Source organism: Pseudoalteromonas sp. OANN1, from assembly GCF_024124685.1.
In the GTDB taxonomy this organism is placed as follows: Bacteria; Pseudomonadota; Gammaproteobacteria; order Enterobacterales; family Alteromonadaceae; genus Pseudoalteromonas; species Pseudoalteromonas piscicida.
In genome coordinates this window covers 1-17,608 of the sequence record NZ_JAMXSE010000033.1, presented here as the reverse complement: position 1 = coordinate 17,608, position 17,608 = coordinate 1, and the positions used below count along the sequence as shown (strand labels likewise).

Annotated in this window: 12 protein-coding genes; 4 read left to right on the top strand and 8 right to left on the bottom strand. The window is 45.7% G+C overall.

Going from position 1 to position 17,608, the window contains the following annotated elements; genetic code table 11:
• Window positions 1–7: 7 nt before the first annotated feature.
• Window positions 8–778 (bottom strand): transcriptional repressor AgaR, encoded by a 771-nt coding sequence (gene agaR / locus NH462_RS21015; RefSeq protein ID WP_010376494.1) that lies wholly within the window; start codon window positions 776–778, stop codon window positions 8–10.
• A 255-nt stretch (window positions 779–1,033) separates the two neighbouring features.
• Here agaR and NH462_RS21010 point away from each other — a divergent pair, with 255 nt between their 5' ends.
• The 3 genes from NH462_RS21010 to NH462_RS21000 all read left to right on the top strand — a co-directional run bounded on the left by NH462_RS21010 (window position 1,034) and on the right by NH462_RS21000 (window position 6,685).
• Window positions 1,034–2,404: a Gfo/Idh/MocA family oxidoreductase gene (locus NH462_RS21010; RefSeq protein ID WP_253107669.1), complete on the top strand. Its 1,371-nt coding sequence runs from the start codon at window positions 1,034–1,036 to the stop codon at window positions 2,402–2,404.
• Window positions 2,405–2,507: 103 nt separating this feature from the next.
• Window positions 2,508–5,357: a TonB-dependent receptor gene (locus NH462_RS21005; RefSeq protein ID WP_253107668.1), complete on the top strand. Its 2,850-nt coding sequence runs from the start codon at window positions 2,508–2,510 to the stop codon at window positions 5,355–5,357.
• 38 nt (window positions 5,358–5,395) lie between these two features.
• Window positions 5,396–6,685, top strand: a complete 1,290-nt coding sequence (locus tag NH462_RS21000; protein WP_253107667.1) for a DUF3472 domain-containing protein — start codon at window positions 5,396–5,398, stop codon at window positions 6,683–6,685.
• On the opposite strand, the gene NH462_RS20995 is transcribed toward NH462_RS21000, so the two are convergent.
• The 6 genes from NH462_RS20995 to NH462_RS20970 are packed head-to-tail and all read right to left on the bottom strand — an operon-like array spanning window position 6,682 to window position 13,301.
• Complete coding sequence (locus NH462_RS20995; RefSeq protein ID WP_017218317.1) at window positions 6,682–7,386, bottom strand: response regulator; 705 nt, start codon at window positions 7,384–7,386, stop codon at window positions 6,682–6,684. The two genes, NH462_RS21000 and NH462_RS20995, sit on opposite strands and share 4 nt — an antisense overlap.
• Before the next feature lie 2 nt (window positions 7,387–7,388).
• Window positions 7,389–9,017: a sensor histidine kinase gene (locus NH462_RS20990; protein ID WP_253107666.1), complete on the bottom strand. Its 1,629-nt coding sequence runs from the start codon at window positions 9,015–9,017 to the stop codon at window positions 7,389–7,391.
• 30 nt (window positions 9,018–9,047) lie between these two features.
• Window positions 9,048–10,556, bottom strand: coding sequence for a tripartite tricarboxylate transporter permease (locus NH462_RS20985; protein ID WP_010606897.1), 1,509 nt, complete (start codon window positions 10,554–10,556; stop codon window positions 9,048–9,050).
• Window positions 10,557–10,559: 3 nt separating this feature from the next.
• Window positions 10,560–11,036 (bottom strand): tripartite tricarboxylate transporter TctB family protein, encoded by a 477-nt coding sequence (locus tag NH462_RS20980; RefSeq protein ID WP_253107665.1) that lies wholly within the window; start codon window positions 11,034–11,036, stop codon window positions 10,560–10,562.
• A 60-nt stretch (window positions 11,037–11,096) separates the two neighbouring features.
• Window positions 11,097–12,059 carry a tripartite tricarboxylate transporter substrate-binding protein gene (locus tag NH462_RS20975; RefSeq protein WP_253107664.1) on the bottom strand — a complete coding sequence of 321 codons (963 nt, stop codon included), beginning with the start codon at window positions 12,057–12,059 and terminating at the stop codon, window positions 11,097–11,099.
• A gap of 12 nt (window positions 12,060–12,071) precedes the next feature.
• Entirely contained in the window at window positions 12,072–13,301 is a 1,230-nt protein-coding gene (locus NH462_RS20970) for a porin (RefSeq protein WP_253107689.1), read from the bottom strand.
• A gap of 1,489 nt (window positions 13,302–14,790) precedes the next feature.
• Between NH462_RS20970 and NH462_RS20965 the strand changes: the two genes are divergently transcribed.
• Complete coding sequence (locus tag NH462_RS20965) at window positions 14,791–16,200, top strand: sensor domain-containing diguanylate cyclase (protein ID WP_253107663.1); 1,410 nt, start codon at window positions 14,791–14,793, stop codon at window positions 16,198–16,200.
• Here NH462_RS20965 and ylqF read toward each other — a convergent pair.
• Window positions 16,197–17,141: a ribosome biogenesis GTPase YlqF gene (ylqF, locus tag NH462_RS20960; protein WP_039493363.1), complete on the bottom strand. Its 945-nt coding sequence runs from the start codon at window positions 17,139–17,141 to the stop codon at window positions 16,197–16,199. The genes NH462_RS20965 and ylqF overlap by 4 nt on opposite strands.
• Window positions 17,142–17,608: the final 467 nt, after the last annotated feature.

The following is a 17,608-nucleotide window of genomic DNA, read 5'->3' as shown; positions in this document are numbered from 1 at the left end:
TCACCTCTTAAGACGTTATTAAATGTACCTCAATTCCGGCGGCAACCAATTGCTGATGAATATCAGCTGGAATACCACTGTCCGTTACCAAAACGTCAATTTCTTCGCAGGCGATAATACGATGTACACCTTTACGATCGAACTTGCTGGAGTCCGTCACCACTATGACTTGCTTTGCAGCTTTACACATCTCGCGGTTAAGCGCGGCTTCTGGCTCAAAGTGTGTTGTTACACCAACATCAACAGAAAACCCATCAACACCAAGCACCAAACGGTCAAAGTGATATTGCTTTAGCTGATCTTCTGCGTGGCTGCCATAAAACGACAGCGACTTTTTACGCAGTGAGCCTCCGGTCATCAACACTTCAACGCCATCGGCTACAACGAGCGCTTGCGCCACATTAAGTCCATTAGTCATCACCACTAACTGTTGATGCTCAGTCAGTTGCCTCGCAACCTCTTCTGTGGTGGTACCTGAGTCCAGAATAATAGACTCATTATTGCCTATAAGACCCGCCACTACCTTTGCAAGCTCTACTTTCACTTGGTGATGATGATCGTGCTTTTCCGTTATGGTGAGCTCTTTGGTTAACCTAGAACTCGCAACGGCACCACCATGAGAGCGAACCAACAATCCTTTTTCATGTAGGGCATTGAGATCATTTCTGATCGTCACGGTTGATACACCAAATTGTTCTGCCAGTTCTGTTACTTCTACTCGGTCCGCTTGACCAACGAGTTGAACAATTTCGTGGCGTCTTTCGATGGTGTTCAGCATGACACCTCCTTTCGTTTTGGTTAAATTTAGTCTACACACCTTTCATTTGCTTTCAATTTATTTTTTTAATTTTCAATCAAAATAAAAACAACCCGCTGTTTTACATGGATTTAAATAAAAGACCAAAGCATTTTGAAAATAAAACGAAAGAATATGAAAGATATTTTACTTGCGTTCAAAATGAAACTGCCGTAATAATAACCAAAAAATAATATTTCGTTTTTAACAACAAGAGTGAACAACTAAGAGGTTATTATGGGTGATCTAAACCGCCGGCGATTTCTTCAATCAATGGCTGCTATCGCAGCAACAAGCGCAGTAGTTGGCTGCGCAAGTAACAATAATAAGACGCCGCTTACACCAAAGCCACAAGGAAATTCAGTTCAAGGTCTCGTCGTACCGAAACTGGATGTTGTGCGAGTGGGCTTTATTGGTGTGGGTCAACGTGGAGTTGGCGCGGTAAAACACTTTTGCCATCTTGACGGTGTCGAGATCAAGGCCATCTGCGATACGCACCAAGAAGTCGTCGATAGAGCGGTTAAAATTGTTGTCGACAAGGGTTTACCCAAACCTGCGACTTACGGCAAGAATGATATGGACTATCGCCGCATGTTGGCGCGCGATGACATTGATATTGTGATCATCTCTACGCCTTGGAAATGGCATACGCCTATGGCGGTAGACACAATGGAGAGTGGCAAACACGCTTTGGTTGAAGTGCCAGCGGCAGTAACCATAGAAGAAGCGTGGCAATTGGTAAATACCGCAGAGCGCACGCAAAAGAATTGCATGATGCTGGAAAACGTTTGCTATGGTCGCGACGAGCTGATGGTATTAAACATGGTTCGCCAAGGGTTATTTGGTGAGTTACTGCACGGTGAAGCAGCTTACATCCATGAACTTCGTTGGCAAATGAAAGAAATTGAGCATAAAACCGGCTCATGGCGCACACAGTGGCATACCAAACGCGACGGCAACCTCTACCCCACTCATGGTTTAGGACCTGTTTCTCAATATATGAATATCAACCGTGGCGATCGCTTCGACTATATCTCATCCATGAGCTCACCAGCACTGGGTCGGGCAGCCTATGCCAAACGAGAATTCCCAGCAAATCATGAGCGTAACCAACTGAACTATATTGCTGGAGATATGAACACTAGCATCATTAAAACCATCAAAGGTCGTTCGATTATGGTACAGCACGATACCACTACCCCACGCCCTTACTCCCGCCACAATTTAATTCAAGGTACTAACGGCGTATTTGCAGGATTCCCCAACCGCATCGCGCTTGAAAACGGCGGGAGTAAGAGCTTTCACGAGTGGGATTACGACATGAATGATTGGTACGGTAAATACGACCATCCACTTTGGCAAAAAATGGGGGCTGAAGCAGAGCGCAACGGCGGCCATGGTGGCATGGATTTCTTAATGTTCTGGCGCATTATTTACTGCCTTCGTAATGGCGAACCGCTAGATCAGGATGTTTACGACGCAGCTGCTTGGTCAGCGGTCTTCCCTCTTTCAATGGACTCAGTTGCAGACAGAAGTAATAGCAAGGACTTCCCGGATTTCACCAGGGGCACATGGCGCACTGCAGCACCACTAGGCATTGTTACATAACTAACCAAAGGTTAAATACGTTATCTATAGCAAATGCTATCAATGCCTGAATAAGCGCCCGTAAAGCGGGCGCAATAATAACAACACTCAACAGGACAACAAGATGAAACACACTCTAAAACTGTGTGCTGTGGGATTGGCCGTGAGCTGTGCCCTGTCCCAATACGCGCACGCACAGGAAACAGAACAGAACAGCGGATCCGACGAGCAAGATAAAGCCAAGCAACAAGTCGAGAAAATTGAAGTACGTGGCGTACGTTCGAGTATCAAAGAGTCACTCTTTCTCAAGAAAAACGCCGTCGGCGTAATGGATGCCATCGTTGCCGAAGACATTGGTAAGTTCCCAGATCAAAACCTTGCTGAAGCGCTACAACGAATGACGGGTATCGCCATTACCCGTAACGCCGGTGAAGGACAAAACGTCACTGTGCGGGGTCTTGGCGGGGACTTTAACGTTACCACCATCAATGGTCGTAGAATGGCATCTGAACACACTAGCCGTGACTTTAACTTCGATTTAATTGCGCCTGAGATGGTTCAAGCATTAGAAGTGTACAAGTCACCGCAAGCACAAACGCAAGAGGGGGGGATTGGTTCAGTCATCAATATAAAAACCCGCCGACCGTTAGATATGGATGGCTTTACCCTCGCCGGAAGTGCCAAAGCCATTTACGAAGAACGTACCGGCGATACCAACCCTCAAGCCTCCTTCCTAATTAGTGATACCTTTTTTGACAATACCTTTGGCGCCCTATTCACCGCCGTTTATTCAGAGCGAACACAACGCGAAGACTCCTACGAGGGACAAGGGTTTTACGATCCTGAAGAAAATACCGACGTGCGAGTCCCTGTTGATAGTAACCGAAATGGTGAGCTAGACGAGGGCGAGAAAGTACACCCATCAATGATCCCAGGATATGTACGCTACTCGAACTGGCAAGACGAACGTGAGCGCATTGGTGCAAGCCTCGCCTTACAATGGCGCCCAACGAATGATATTGATGTCACCTTTGATAGCTTATACTCAAGTTACAAAACCGACGGTGAAAAATATCAAATCTCATTCGTCACCTATGATGAACCTTGGACGCCCGGGATCCCTGCAGTAGGTGAGTTAAAATTTAATGAAGATGGCAACGTCAACTACATTGAGTTAGTCGATGGTGCAATGGCTGAGCTACTGAACGTCTCTGAGCCTCGCAATACCGACACTTGGCAGGCCGGTCTTAACTTCAAGTGGTATGCCACCAGTAATCTAACGCTTGAATTTGATGTGTCTAAGTCCCGTGCCGAGCGGATCAATGATGGCGACAACCGCTACATCGTGGCGCGTGGCTTTGTTGATACCATCACCATAGATCAAACCGGCGACAACCTCCTGCCAGATGTGACTATGTCGCCAGCACTTAATGCCGATCAACCCTTTGGTGCTCACTACAGCTACAACTATGGCACGGAAGTGATAAGTGATGTTGAAGAGCTAAGGCTCGAAGGGACATTTATTCCAGAATGGGAATTTGTCAAAGACATCAAGTTTGGCTTTCATTACGGTAAGCAATCTAAAGCCAGAGATGTGAGCAAGTCAAATAACCCATCGATGTTCAGTAATGGTGGGGCTTATTTTAAAAACTCAGATTACGATAGCTTTGATAACTCAAGCGTAGAAAAGCTCGGTGGCCTTAACTTATTTAGACTCCCCGCTGATGTACTTGTACCCGCCAACTTTGATAATTTCTTAGAGGGTGAGCCAGGCATGCACCCTGCGCCGTGGGCAAGCTTTGACTACGACAAACTCTATGCTTTTTATCAATCCATCAATGCCCAAGCCGCAGATGAAAAAATTAGAGCCTCCAAGAGCCCTAAAGATTCCTACGAACTTTCTGAGTCAACGTTTGCACTTTATTTAGAGACCAATCTAGTCGGTGAGCTGTCGGAAATGCCTTACAACCTAAACCTAGGCGTAAGAGCAATCAAAACCGAGATCTCCTCTGATGGCTACGTTTTTGATTACCCAAGTCTGGTATACAACGTAGAAGAAGACGAAGATGGCGACATTATCTATCGCATAGAAGGGGATATTGCCGATTATTACTCCGATTCTTACGTAGAAGATGACTATACTGATGTACTGCCTAGCATGAACTTTAAGTTAGAAATAACAGACTCACTGTTATTTAGAACCAGTGCGGCTAAAGTTATCACCAGACCTAGCATCGACTTTCTAACCCCATATAGCTCAATTAATTTCAGTAAGTTTGAACTTAATCTTGCCAACCCTGGGATCAAGCCACTTAGAGCAAACCAACTTGATTTGGGACTAGAGTGGTACTTCTCTGATTATGGTGCGCTCACCTTTGCAACCTATTACAAAGACATTAAATCTGTTATCGCTCAGGGACGTGTTGGCACGATAAAAGTGGGTAAATTCATAAAAGACGGCGTTGAAGTTGACGGTCCGGAATTTACTCAAGTATCTCCACGTTCAGAAGCGGGAGCAGAGATCAAAGGTTTCGAAATTGCTTACCAACAGTCATTTGAGGAATTGCTACCGGCACCATTTGATGGTCTAGGTATGCAAATCAACTACACATTTACGGATAGTAAATACGACGACCCCGAAAAAGACGAGCTACCGTTCGCTGGTATGTCTGAGCATTCTTACAATGCGGTTATCTATTATGAAAAGGATGACTACCAAGCGCGTATCGCTTACAACTGGCGAGATGATTACCTGAAGTATCCAGATGCATGGGGCGGCCCGGAATGGGCAGCGGATTATGGTCAGTTTGATTTCAGTGCCAGCTATAATCTTACTGAAAAGACACGAATTGACCTAAACGTGACTAACCTCACCAATGAGCGTCAATGGTCATACATTAAAACCCAAGAGCAAGTGAGCCACTTGAGCCGTTACGGCCGCAGTATCAGTTTAGGCATTAACACTTCTTTCTAATCAACATGGGGCAACGCGCCCCATTCAAGGAACTTAAGATGAAGAATACAATAATCACACCGATACTGCTGTGCGCCTCAGTATTTGCCTCAGCACAAGAGGCTTATATCAGCAGTTACGGTAACGCCTGGGTCAATAATGATATTGACGCCAGCAGGCAATATATAACTCAAGCCGGAATTGCCCCATGGCAAGATAAGCAACTCAGGTTTAATCACTATTTTTATGCCAATAACGTTGGCACCTATACCCTCTATTTACACCTTGAGAAACCAAGTGCACCAAGTACATTACTGGTAACGCATAACAATAAACAAGTGGCGCTTAACCTCGATAGACAAAGTCCGAATAAGGTTAAAGTCGGTGACTTTATCGTGACGCAAGTTGGCTATCAAACCGTCCAAATAGCCGGTGACACCTTAGCCAATGGGCGAAACAGTACCTTCCCTGCCATTACCGGGCTCAGTCTCGATGGTGAGGCCATGGCCCCCGCGCCTAACTATGTCAAAGAAGACTTTTACTGGGGTCGTCGCGGCCCTTCAGTACACCTTTCCTATACCGTACCTGACAAAAAGGACTATAACTGGTTTTACAACGAAGTAACGGTGCCATCTGGCTATGATCCACAAGGTTCGTATTTTATGGCGAATGGTTTTGGCGAAGGTTACTTTGGTATTCAGGTAAACTCACCCACCGAGCGTCGCGTGCTATTTTCGGTTTGGAGCCCGTACCAAACCGATGATCCGAGCACAATTCCTGACAATCTTAAAATCAAATTACTCGCCAAAGGCGAAGGCGTTTACGTCGGTGAATTTGGCAATGAAGGTTCTGGTGGGCAAAGCTATTTACGTTATAACTGGCAACCGGATACGACATATCGCTTTTTGGTCAATATCGAGCCTAGTACGACTTATGAAGGCCATACAGAATATCGTGGCTACTTTTATGCGCCGGAAACCGGTCAATGGAAGCTGATCGCAGCCTTTAGCCGCCCTGAAACCAACACCTATGTTGCAAGACCGCATAGCTTTTTGGAAAACTTTTTACCCGAAGCTGGACAGTTTGAGCGTAAGGCATTTTATAACCGCCAGTTTTTGCGTGACACCCAAGGTAACTGGGTTGAGTTGAATCAGGCTAAATTCACTTATGACGCCACCGCCAGAAAAGGGTCGCGTTTGGATTATCAAGGTGGTGAGGAGCAAAGCCGCTTTTACTTACGTAATACCGGTTTCTTCACAGGACCTACACCTTATCTCAGCGAATTTACTCGTCCTAGCAGCAATGATGCGCCGGTGATCCCATGGCAGTCACTACAGGCACACCCTTAATTTAAATGATAGCTTCTCTCTGGCCGACCAATACTACCGTAGCTTTGGTCGGCTTTTACTTCTTCTATACTAACCAAAAACTCTAAATAGCGCCGAGCGGTTGAGCGGCTCACACCCACCAATTCTCCCATTTGGGTTGCAGTGAACACCTGCTTGGGCTGGCTTTGAAATGCCGTACGAATTTTTTCCAAAGTAAGTGGGTCTACGCCTTTGGGTAGTCTAGCCGTACTTGGTACGCTCGCCTGTTCACTACCAAATAAAGTGTCTACCATAGATTGCGTCACTTCATTGGCACCATCCAAACACTGCTGACGCGCCTCAAAGCGAGCGAGTGCGAGGTCGAGTCGTTCCAAGATCAGCGGTTTAACTAGAAAGTCGCAGACTCCCAAACGGATCGCCTTTTCTAGCGTCGCTACTTCTTTTGCTGCGGTGATCAGCATCACTTCGCTTTTACAGCCTTGCTCGCGTAGCATCTTTAAAAACTCAAGGCCGTTGCCATCAGGTAGATAAATATCCAATAAAATTAAGTCAGCTTGTATCGCACTCAACAGTACCGTCGCGGTAGAAACATTGTCGCTACTGGCCACCACCCGATATTGCCCTTGCCTCGCGCTACTTGGTGTTGCCGGTGTCACTAGGTATTGCGCTAATAATTGTGCCACAGCTACTTCATCTTCGATGATCACCACAGAATAAGTCATTGTTATTGCTCTTTTACTTGCTTGGGAATAAAGACCGTGATCCTTGCACCAAGTAATTCAGACTCCCCAACCTCTAAGGTTCCGTGGCAGGAATCAAGATTTGTTTTTACGAGATATAAGCCAACACCATGTTGGTCGCCGGACTTAGTACTAAACTGCGGCGTAAACGCCTCTTCGACGTTACCAATCAGTCCAGTGCCGCTATCTTCAACATCAAAGATAATATCCTGAACCGTTTCATCCACTGTTACGACCACTTTGGCAGGCCGCAACTGTGCCGTCGTTCTTGCCGCTTCAATGGCATTATCAATAAGATTACCTAATATTGAAACTATTCGTTCCAACATCTCTTTTTGATGGATAGCGCACAGCGCACTGTCGGAACTCACCTCGAGTGCCACATTGTGCTCTCGCGCTTTATGGTATTTACCGAGTAATAAGCCCGCGATAACGGGCTCTTGTATATAGGTGAGAAGGTTTTCAATTTGCGCTTGTGAGCCTTGGCTTTCTTGACCTATCAGCTCAATCGCTTTGTCATATTGCGCCATTTGGATAAGCGCGCCAATGGTATTTAACTTGTTTGAATAGTCATGCGTTTGCACCCTCAATAGCTCTGCAAAAGCCTGTACTTTAGTGAGCTGCTTAGACACATACTCTAGTTCATCGGAGGGCCGCATACTCAGTAAAATCCCTTCGTGTTGACCTTGCACTTGTAGCGCAAATCGCGATAACACCAAACGCTTGTCTGCAACAAATAGCTCAAAACCAACTAAAGGGCGATTGGGATTATGCAACAAGAAGTCGCTATGCTCTGGCAACAGATCGCTCAGGTGCAAACCTTGCTTACTCAAGCCGCGAGGCTTTTCGAGAATTTCGCACGCACGTTGATTCAAACGACGCACGCTGCCATCCGGATCAAGCGCGATAATCCCCGTCCGTACGGTATTCAGTATGGCCTCTTGCTCTGCAAATAAGCGCCCGATTTCATCTGGTTGCAGGCCAAAAATGGCTTGGCGGACACGTCGACCAATCCAAATCGCGGCAATGACACTGAGCAGTAACACCGCTGCAGCTCCGACAAAAACGGCAATGCTGCGCTGCAACACCAACGACTCGACGGATTGCACTAAAAAGCCTACCGAGACTAAACCAATCACCTCACCAGCGGGAGAGTACACCGGCACTTTGCCGCGAATAGATTCACCTAAACTTCCCTGTGCCGTTGAGATATAACTCTCTCCGGACAGCGCCGCTTGACTATCCCCTCCGACCATAGTGCGACCAATTTTTTGCTCATCTGGGTGGGCAATACGTCGCGTTTCGGTGTCACCAATGACGATAAAATCTGCGCCAGTTGCCTGGCGCAGCAGCTCAACATTAGTATTGAGGCGTTGGATCTGTGAGCTATCCCTATCTGTTATGAGTGCCGCCATAACATCTTCACGAACCGCCACCGCCTTAGCCAAAGCCAAGGCTTTTTCTCCCACTTCCTGGTGTAAGCTTTGCGTAATAACCTGATACACCAGCGCGGTAAATAAGCATGCTTGGATCACACACAAGCCCACAACCCAAGTGATCAGTCGCGTTTCTAAGCGTTTTGGTCTGCGTGCTAATTTTTGTGATTGCGACACACGTATTTCCTCACTGCGGGTTTACTAGGGTTACTGCGCAACTTTTCGTTGCTGGAAGTACTCTTTTAATGGGATCAACAACACTAACATGGCAAGCGCAAATATGCCTAAAGTTAACGGCCGCTCCCAGATAAAGCTAATAGAGCCATCCGAAATCATCATGGCGCGGCGGTAATTACGTTCGATCATATCGCCGAGAATAAATCCAAGGAGCAAAGGTGCCATCGGGAAACTCAATAATCTCAGCACCACCGCCACCAAGGCAAAACCCACCATCATAAACAAATCGAAAGTATTAAATGACACCAGATAAACACCAATCAAGCTAAAGAATAAAATCATCACCGTGAGAACTGAACGCGGCAGGGTCAAAGCCTTTGCGAAATAAGGGATCAGTGGCAAATTTAAAATCAGCAGCACAATGTTGCCAAAATACATGCTCACAATTACCGACCAAAACACCGTAGGATTATCCTGCATTAACGTAGGACCCGGCTGAATACCATAGGCAATCAGCGCCCCTAACATAATCGCAGTGGTGCCAGACCCTGGGATCCCAAGCGTTAACAAGGGTACAAACGACCCAGTACAAGCGGCATTGTTTGCCGACTCAGGTGCCGCTAAGCCACGGATTTCACCACGCCCAAAACGCTCACGAATGGCTTTGGGTGCCAAATTTCGCTCTGTCGCATAAGCCATAAAACTCGCAATCGTTGCGCCAGCCCCCGGCAATACACCAATGATAAATCCTAAAATCGAAGAGCGCCCCACAACTGGCGCCATTTCTTTCACTTCAGCGCCAGATAATTTTGTTGAGCCAATAACGGGGGTGTCATCATCATTCGAACCTTGATTAGCTTTTTCAGGACGGATCACGTTGATCAGCGCCTCAGACAATGCAAAGGTTGCCATTGCGACCAACAAAAAGCTTACGCCGTCTAGCAAGTCTGCCTGACCAAAGGTAAAACGCTCAGTTCCAGATGAAGGGTCTATTCCCACCGTCGACAGCATCAAGCCAAATACGGTCATCATCATGGCTTTTAAAAATTGCCCTTTTGCAGAAAAAGCAGCAATCGCGGTCAGACCCAAAAACATCAACATCACATAGTCTGGAGACTGAAAACTTAAGCTCACTTTTGCAAGCAGTGGTGCGGCTATCATAAGCATCAACGCACCAATCGTTCCGCCAGTAAATGAAGCATAAGCGGCAATAGCCAAAGCCTTACCCGCATGTCCTTGTTTTGCCATTGGATAACCGTCAAATGACGATGCCACAGTACCAGCTACACCGGGAGCGTTAATCAAAATAGAGGAAGTCGAACCACCAAAAATAGCGCCGTAATATACGCCCGCCATTAAGATCATACCGGAGTCGGCACCGATGTTGTAAGTGATAGGGATCATCAACGCAATCGCCGTGATTGGCCCTAAGCCGGGCAACATGCCGATAAAAGTACCGACAAAGCAACCAACAATTACGTACAGTAAGTTTTGCCACATAAAGGCCGTGGACAGGCCAACTAAAATACCGTCTAACATGGCTTAACTCCAAAAATCACCAGGAACCAGATAGATCCCAAGTAGCTGCGTCATAATGGCCCAAAACACGATAACCACAGGCACTGAAGCCAATAACAAAATTTGCTTACGTCGCTCACCCATAATTAAAAAGCCACAGCCTAAAAACAAAATGGTCGAAACAATAAAGCCGAGTTCTTCAAGCACACTGCTGTAGATAAGCATCAATACAATCAGTGCTGCACATTGGGCTATGGTTGCCTTGGAGATAGTCTCCGCTCCTTCACGTGTATCAGGCGCAGAGACGCCTTTAAACAATGTTGCGGCGATCGACAAAAGACAAACAACAATGCCAATCAGCGCGTATACCTTAGGCAAAGTTGCTGAGTTTACCGCCTCATACTCTTCAAAAGGCATAATCGGGATTTGCCAAGCAGATACCGCATAGAGTGAAAACAGAATTAAAAACAGCACTGGGCCTAACAACTCTCGGTTTAACATAGTGAATTACCCACTTTTAGGTGGTGCAGTAACCTCACTGCAGCCACCTATTTAATTTAATCAGCGTCTAACGAAACCCAATTCTTCCATCACCACTTTCAGCTGCGCTTCTTGTGCCTCTAGCGCCTCAATAAACTCGTGCTGTGGCTTAAATAGATTCAACCAACCGTTGCGTGCACGCACCGCTTCCCACTCTTTGCTTTGCACCAGCTTTTGTAATCTCACGGTATATTCGTCGAGTTTTGCTTGGGGGAGATCCGGAGCCGCAAAAAAACCACGCCAGTTAACAAATTCCATGTTATAGCCTAGAGACTTCAGGGTTGGGATCTCTGGATAGTCCGCGATAGGCTCTGGCGCAGTAACAGCAAGAATGCGCGCCTGACCACTTTTTGCCATGTCGAGCGCTTCACTTAATCCGGTCGAGAGCATCTTCACCTCGCCAGACAATAAACCGGCCTTGGCTTTGCCACCGGCATCGTAAGGAATGTAACGCAGCTTGCGACCGTCAACACCTGCCGCTTTTACTGCTTGTGCTGCAACGAGATGATCCATACTGCCGCGAGCAGAACCACCCGCGACTGTCACTGAACCTGGATTTACTTCTAGACGAGCAATCACCTCCTTCCAGCTCTTAAAAGGCGAATCATCACGCACCACGAATGCACCATAATCGGCAATTACGCTGGCAATGGGCGTTAAATCACGATAACTGTAGGGGATCTTACCCGACAATGCGCGCAGCACGATTGGCGTTGAATTAACCATCAACATATCGCCTTTTTTATTGCCCGATTCAATTAAGTAAGCAATAGCACGGCCGCCACCGCCGCCTGACATATTCTGAAACGACGCATTGGACTCAAGCCCTGATTTCACCAACGCCTCGCCCACAGCTCGAGCCGTAGTATCCCAACCACCACCTGGACCGCCGGGAATTAAAAAGTGGGTATCCGCTAATACCTGAGTAGACATCATTGCCACGCCAGCCATTGCTAACTTGAGGTGCTTTAATGCAAACTTCATAACCTGCTCCCGTTAAAATAGATACTGCAAGCGTGCAGCAAAACCAAACCCTGAATCTTCGTCACCAACCAACGCGGAACTTCCAGCTCCTGAAACATTCGCATAGACAAGGTTAGCCATGAACTTTAAGCTGCTGGAATGGTAATAGGTGCCGCCCAGTGTGTAGGCATCGACTTGCGTACCTTGGTTGGCGTTTTCAGCATCCATACTGGAAATACGTGCAACCAATTCCCACGCATTTTTTACCCCTTTAGGTTGCTTAAATACCGCAGAGCCTGCAGAATATTGTTTGTGTTCACCGGTCAGGAAATAGCTCAAGGACAAGTGATAACCCGAAATATCTCCCCCATCTAAAGCAGAAGTAGGGTCGAGGGTATCTAAGTTGCGTGTAGCATATTCGGCCTCAAGCATAAAGGCGTTATGTTGATAAGCGAGCTCTAACCCGGCTTGTGACATGCTATCAAGAGCAACTACATCACCGCCTGCAGCATAATCCACGAGGCGCACTTTGGCTTCGCGTACTTCACCGCGAGCAAGGCGATTACCCAGCGTAGCGCCGCCCATATCACGGTACGAACCCCAACCACCTAAATGCAGGGTTTTACCGGGAGTGTGTTGCGACCAAGTCAAACGCCCCGAATAGGCAAGTGCCAGACGGTCATCTTGGTCACGCCCAGATGCACCAAAGGCGTCGTTTTTATATACCCCTAACGCATAGCGAAAACCGGAATCTTTAAAATATTGATAAGCTGATGCGCCCCATCGAAAGTAAGGAGAAAACGTATCAGCGATGGAACTGCGCTCTATGGTATTGATGTGTTTGCTGCTGGTGAGCGCATTCAGGGTGATATCTTCTCTTAATTTACCAAACTGAAAGCGCGGGCCGTTGTTCCAGCCGGTATAGCGCACTCTTACAGTGACTATCTCGGCATCGCCTTCAGCAAAATCGAGTAGCAACTTGTGCTCCCAGTCGCCCTGCTCACTCTCGACATAGGTGCGGATCCGGCGCGGAAAGAAATCGCTCGCGGCATCACCCTTATTATCGGCGCTGTATGCACCACTAAAATGGTTAAAATCGAGTTGTACACGCCCACCAAACTCAAGGTTCAGTGATTTATTGGACTGTAATTCCTTTAATTGCGCTTCTAGCTTTGCAACCTTGCTGGCTAGTGCTTCATCTTGTTGTGCCAAAACGGGGCAAGCAGTTACCGCAATTAATGACATTGCTGCAACTGGCTTCATTATTGTTGTTCTCATTGCTCTGTACTCATTTGTCTTAAACGTATTGTGACTAGCGACTACAACCTGCTATCAAGTACGAGCTTATTGTTAACCCTCAATTAACCATAGATTGCGGAAATAAGTTGATTAAGTTGAGTAAAACGCGTTTTGTGCATAAAAATCATGAGCAATATGCACAAAATACAAAGTAGTGTGGAAATAAATAACGAGTAAAGCGAAAGTATGACTGCTGCGTTAATCAAAATATCTAAGATGTGGATGGTGAATTAACCTAGCTTTTCTCTGAAGCTCTAGAAGCGGTGAACCTACAAAGCTCAATATAGAATAATACTTTGCCCCCTAGAATAAGCAGAAATAAGACATACTACACACCAAAAACCATCACATTAATAAAACAATACACTCAATAAATTTAAATTTGGCGTAATTCCAACCACTTAGATCTAAATAAGAATTATTTTCAAAAAGAGCGTTGACAGCTCTTCAAATCTAATTGATAATCACTATCAACAAGACGAGAGTGACGGCTCAACTTGTTATCACAATAGTTTCTTGACCCGAAACAAGGCTGGTATCCACAACTACCAAGGACGTTAGTAGGCACTTGCATTGCTCCTCGTATTTAGACGCTAACTCCACTTTTTACTTGCTACATTGCTCATATCGGTGACGGTAGATATGAAATCAAAAAGCCCTGCTCAGGGCTTTTTTTATGTCCAAAATTTATTTTTACTTCGGTATTTCCTAGAAAAACAGCCACACTAATATTAATGAGAATTATTTTCAAAAAAGTATTGACTCATTGTTAGATCTAACTGATAATCACTATCAACAAGACGGCAACGTGTTGTTTAGCCAATTCAGTTAGTAAGGTTGATAGTTGTAAAGCCCTGTCTACCTGATGTACTCGCTACATTGAGATTGGCATTAGTACTCTAGTTTGTTTCTCGACCCTGAAACACGGCTGGCCAACGTTAATGGCTTGAATGAGCTTAATTCAGTCGCCCCTAAACCTGACTAAGTTTATTCTCACAATTTACTTGCTACATTGCTCATATCGGTGACGGTAGATATGAACGTAAAAAGCCCTGCTCAGGGCTTTTTTTATGCCTAAAATTTATATCTATTTTCAACGCTTACCGAAAAACAGCTGCATAAATATTAATGAGAATTATTTTCAAAAAGGTATTGACCTGACGGTAAATCTAATTGATAATCAATATCAACAAGAGGACATACTCTTGCTGATTCGGCCCTGAATCGTGTTGTCGGTGATGTGCTACAACGCCCCTTGATGTGTATCACTGGCAACCACTTTTTACTTGCTACATTGCTCATATCGGTGACGGTAGATATGAATCAAAAAGCCCTGCTCAGGGCTTTTTTTATGCCTACATTTTCTATCAGCGTTTGTTCAGCTGTAATGTCGTGTAATCGTTTTCTTTTTCTAGAATCCGTATCATTCTATTTTTCCAAAAATAACAATAATATGAACGCTCGACGCTACCGTTATAACATGTTGTTAAGCCTGCTGCTGCTGGTAGGGTTTATTTTCACCAGCTGGATAAGTATCGAGCATGCTAAACAATCGTTGTATAAAGGGGTGAGCGATGATGCTCTGCCACTCACCAGCCATCTGATTGATTTAGATATACAAAAACGGCTCCAAGCTCCAATCATTGTTTCTCAGCAAATGGCAAATAACGTCTTTATTAAACGTTGGCTAACGTCTTCACAGCAAGACCCTGCGCTTATTTTCACCTACTTAGAAGATACTCGAGTATTACATCACGCAAAAACGAGCTTTTTAGTGGACGACAAGAGCCTCACTTATTACCACTTTGATGGTAGCACCCAACAGTTAGACATCCGTGCCAAACAAAACGATTGGTACCGAGAAAGCCTGCATAGCGATGCTGACTATGCGCTCAATGTTGATATAGACCCAAGAGATAACAACGAAGCCATTGTTTACGTCAATCATAAAATAAGGCAAAACAACGATGTAATTGGCGTTGTTGGGGTTGGTATCTTATTGGCTGATTTACACAATTTAATCGAACAATACGAAGCCAGCTACGCACGCAAACTGTACTTTATTGACCACAAAGGCAGGCTATTATTTTTTAACGATCAGACCCTATCTGGCACCAGTATTCATGATCGTTTTCCAACCCAAGCAACGGCGCTGCTCAATCAATCCGAATATCAATTTCAGTTGGAAACCGACGACCATGCCGAGTTTGTTCATTCGCGCTATTTGGACTCTATAGGCTGGTATCTAATTGTTGAGCAAACAATAGATAAATCAAGTGGAATAAGCGACATCCTCACAACCAATTTATGGGTAGGGAGCCTCGTCACCTTATTAATATTGGCCGTAGCGCAGCTGACGTTTAATCATTATCAAAAACGCTTAGAAAAAATGGCGAAGTACGACAAACTCACCGATACCTTTAATCGTCAAGCCTTCGAGCCACAGCTTCAGCATCATTTAGCTAAAGCGCGTACCCAATCAACCCCTGTAGTAATGTTGATGATGGACATTGACCACTTCAAACAAGTGAACGATCAACATGGCCATGTGGTAGGCGACAGAGTGTTGCAATGCTTCTCGAACGTATGTAAACGGCAGATAGAAAACAACGGTTTGCTGTGCCGCTGGGGAGGCGAAGAATTTATGGTATTGCTACCCAAAGCGACATTAGAGCAAGGAATTGCGATTGCTGAGAAGATCCATGTTGCACTAGAGCAGGCGGAATGTGAGGTCAAAGTGACAGTCAGTATTGGCGTTGCACAATACCATATTGATGAATCGGAAGATGGATTTATAAAGCGCGCCGATGCCGCGCTCTATCGTGCCAAACAAGGTCGGAATCAAACCAAATTCGCCGCTTAGCGGCGATTCTTACGCGCTCTTGCGCGGCGCTGACGTTTTTCGTCTTCACGCGCGGCCTTTTTAGCCTCAGCTTGTGCTCGTAACTCAGCAACCATTTCTTCTTCCGACTCTCGCATTTCCGGCGTTTCCATCGTGATCTGCCCGATAACAGCATCGCGCAGTTCGTTGATTAAAATCTCCGACATCTTATGCGTATCGACCTGATTGCCACCCTTTACACAACCGCGCTTGCGGCCAGCCATTTCGATAAATGTCCAGTCACAATCCGGTAATTCGTCGAGCTTGTAACGTGCTTTTAAAAGCTCTGGATATGCACCTAGCAGATATTCAGCGGTGTAGCTCGCCACTTCTTCATAATTGATAGCAGTATCGCGAATAGCACCCGTTGCCGCCAAACGATAGCCCGAGTTTTCGTTCTCAACCTTTGGCCACAACATACCCGGCGTATCGTAAAGCATAATGCCGTCTTCAAGCTTAATACGCTGTTGCGCTTTAGTTACCGCTGGTTCATTACCTGTTTTTGCAACAATTCTGCCAGCAAGTGTATTGATAAGTGTCGATTTACCCACATTTGGAATACCCATGATCATAGCTTTTAGCTGCTTATCTTGACCCACTTTATGAGGTGCAAGCTTTTTGCAAAGCGCATTAATACGCTGTACTTCATTCGCCTTATCATGACCAAACGCCAGTGCTTTTACGCCGCTCTCACGTTCAAAATACTCCATCCACTGCTTGGTCAGTTCAGGATCGGCAAGGTCCGCTTTGTTCATGATTTTGATAACAGGCTTGTCTCCGCGTAACTGCCCTACCATCGGGTTTTCGCTACTATATGGAATACGAGCATCCAGCACTTCAATAATGACATCCATCTGCGGCATGATCTCTTTGATCTCATTGCGCGCTTTATTCATATGCCCTGGGAACCACTGTATTGCCATTATAACCACCTGTATTAATTAACTTTAAAAGCTCATATGTTGAACACCTTACCAAACTCACACCTACCATAACGTCGTTCGTACGGAGCAAGAGATAAGTGTAGGATACAACATAGGGTACTAAACGCTTTTAATACAGCAGCAGTACCTCATCACTAAGTTGGCTATTCTACTATAAATTAGCAGGATTGGGTTAATGGCTATGAATTCTGTTTAATTCACATATCACGCTCAAAATACTTGTCCATATATCGCAGCTATGAGTAAAGCCAACCTGTCCTCCTGACAGGTTTCTACGCCCAGCAATCACACCCAGAAAGCACAATTTCTCGGCGGGTGTACCGCCTTATATGGACTCCTCCAATTGTACAAGCCACTTTTAGCATTATTAGTGTGATTGCGTGCTTATATCCGGGCTCTTGATGAGGTGCTACCTCGGCCTCTTTGATGTATTCGCGCCCTTGTGC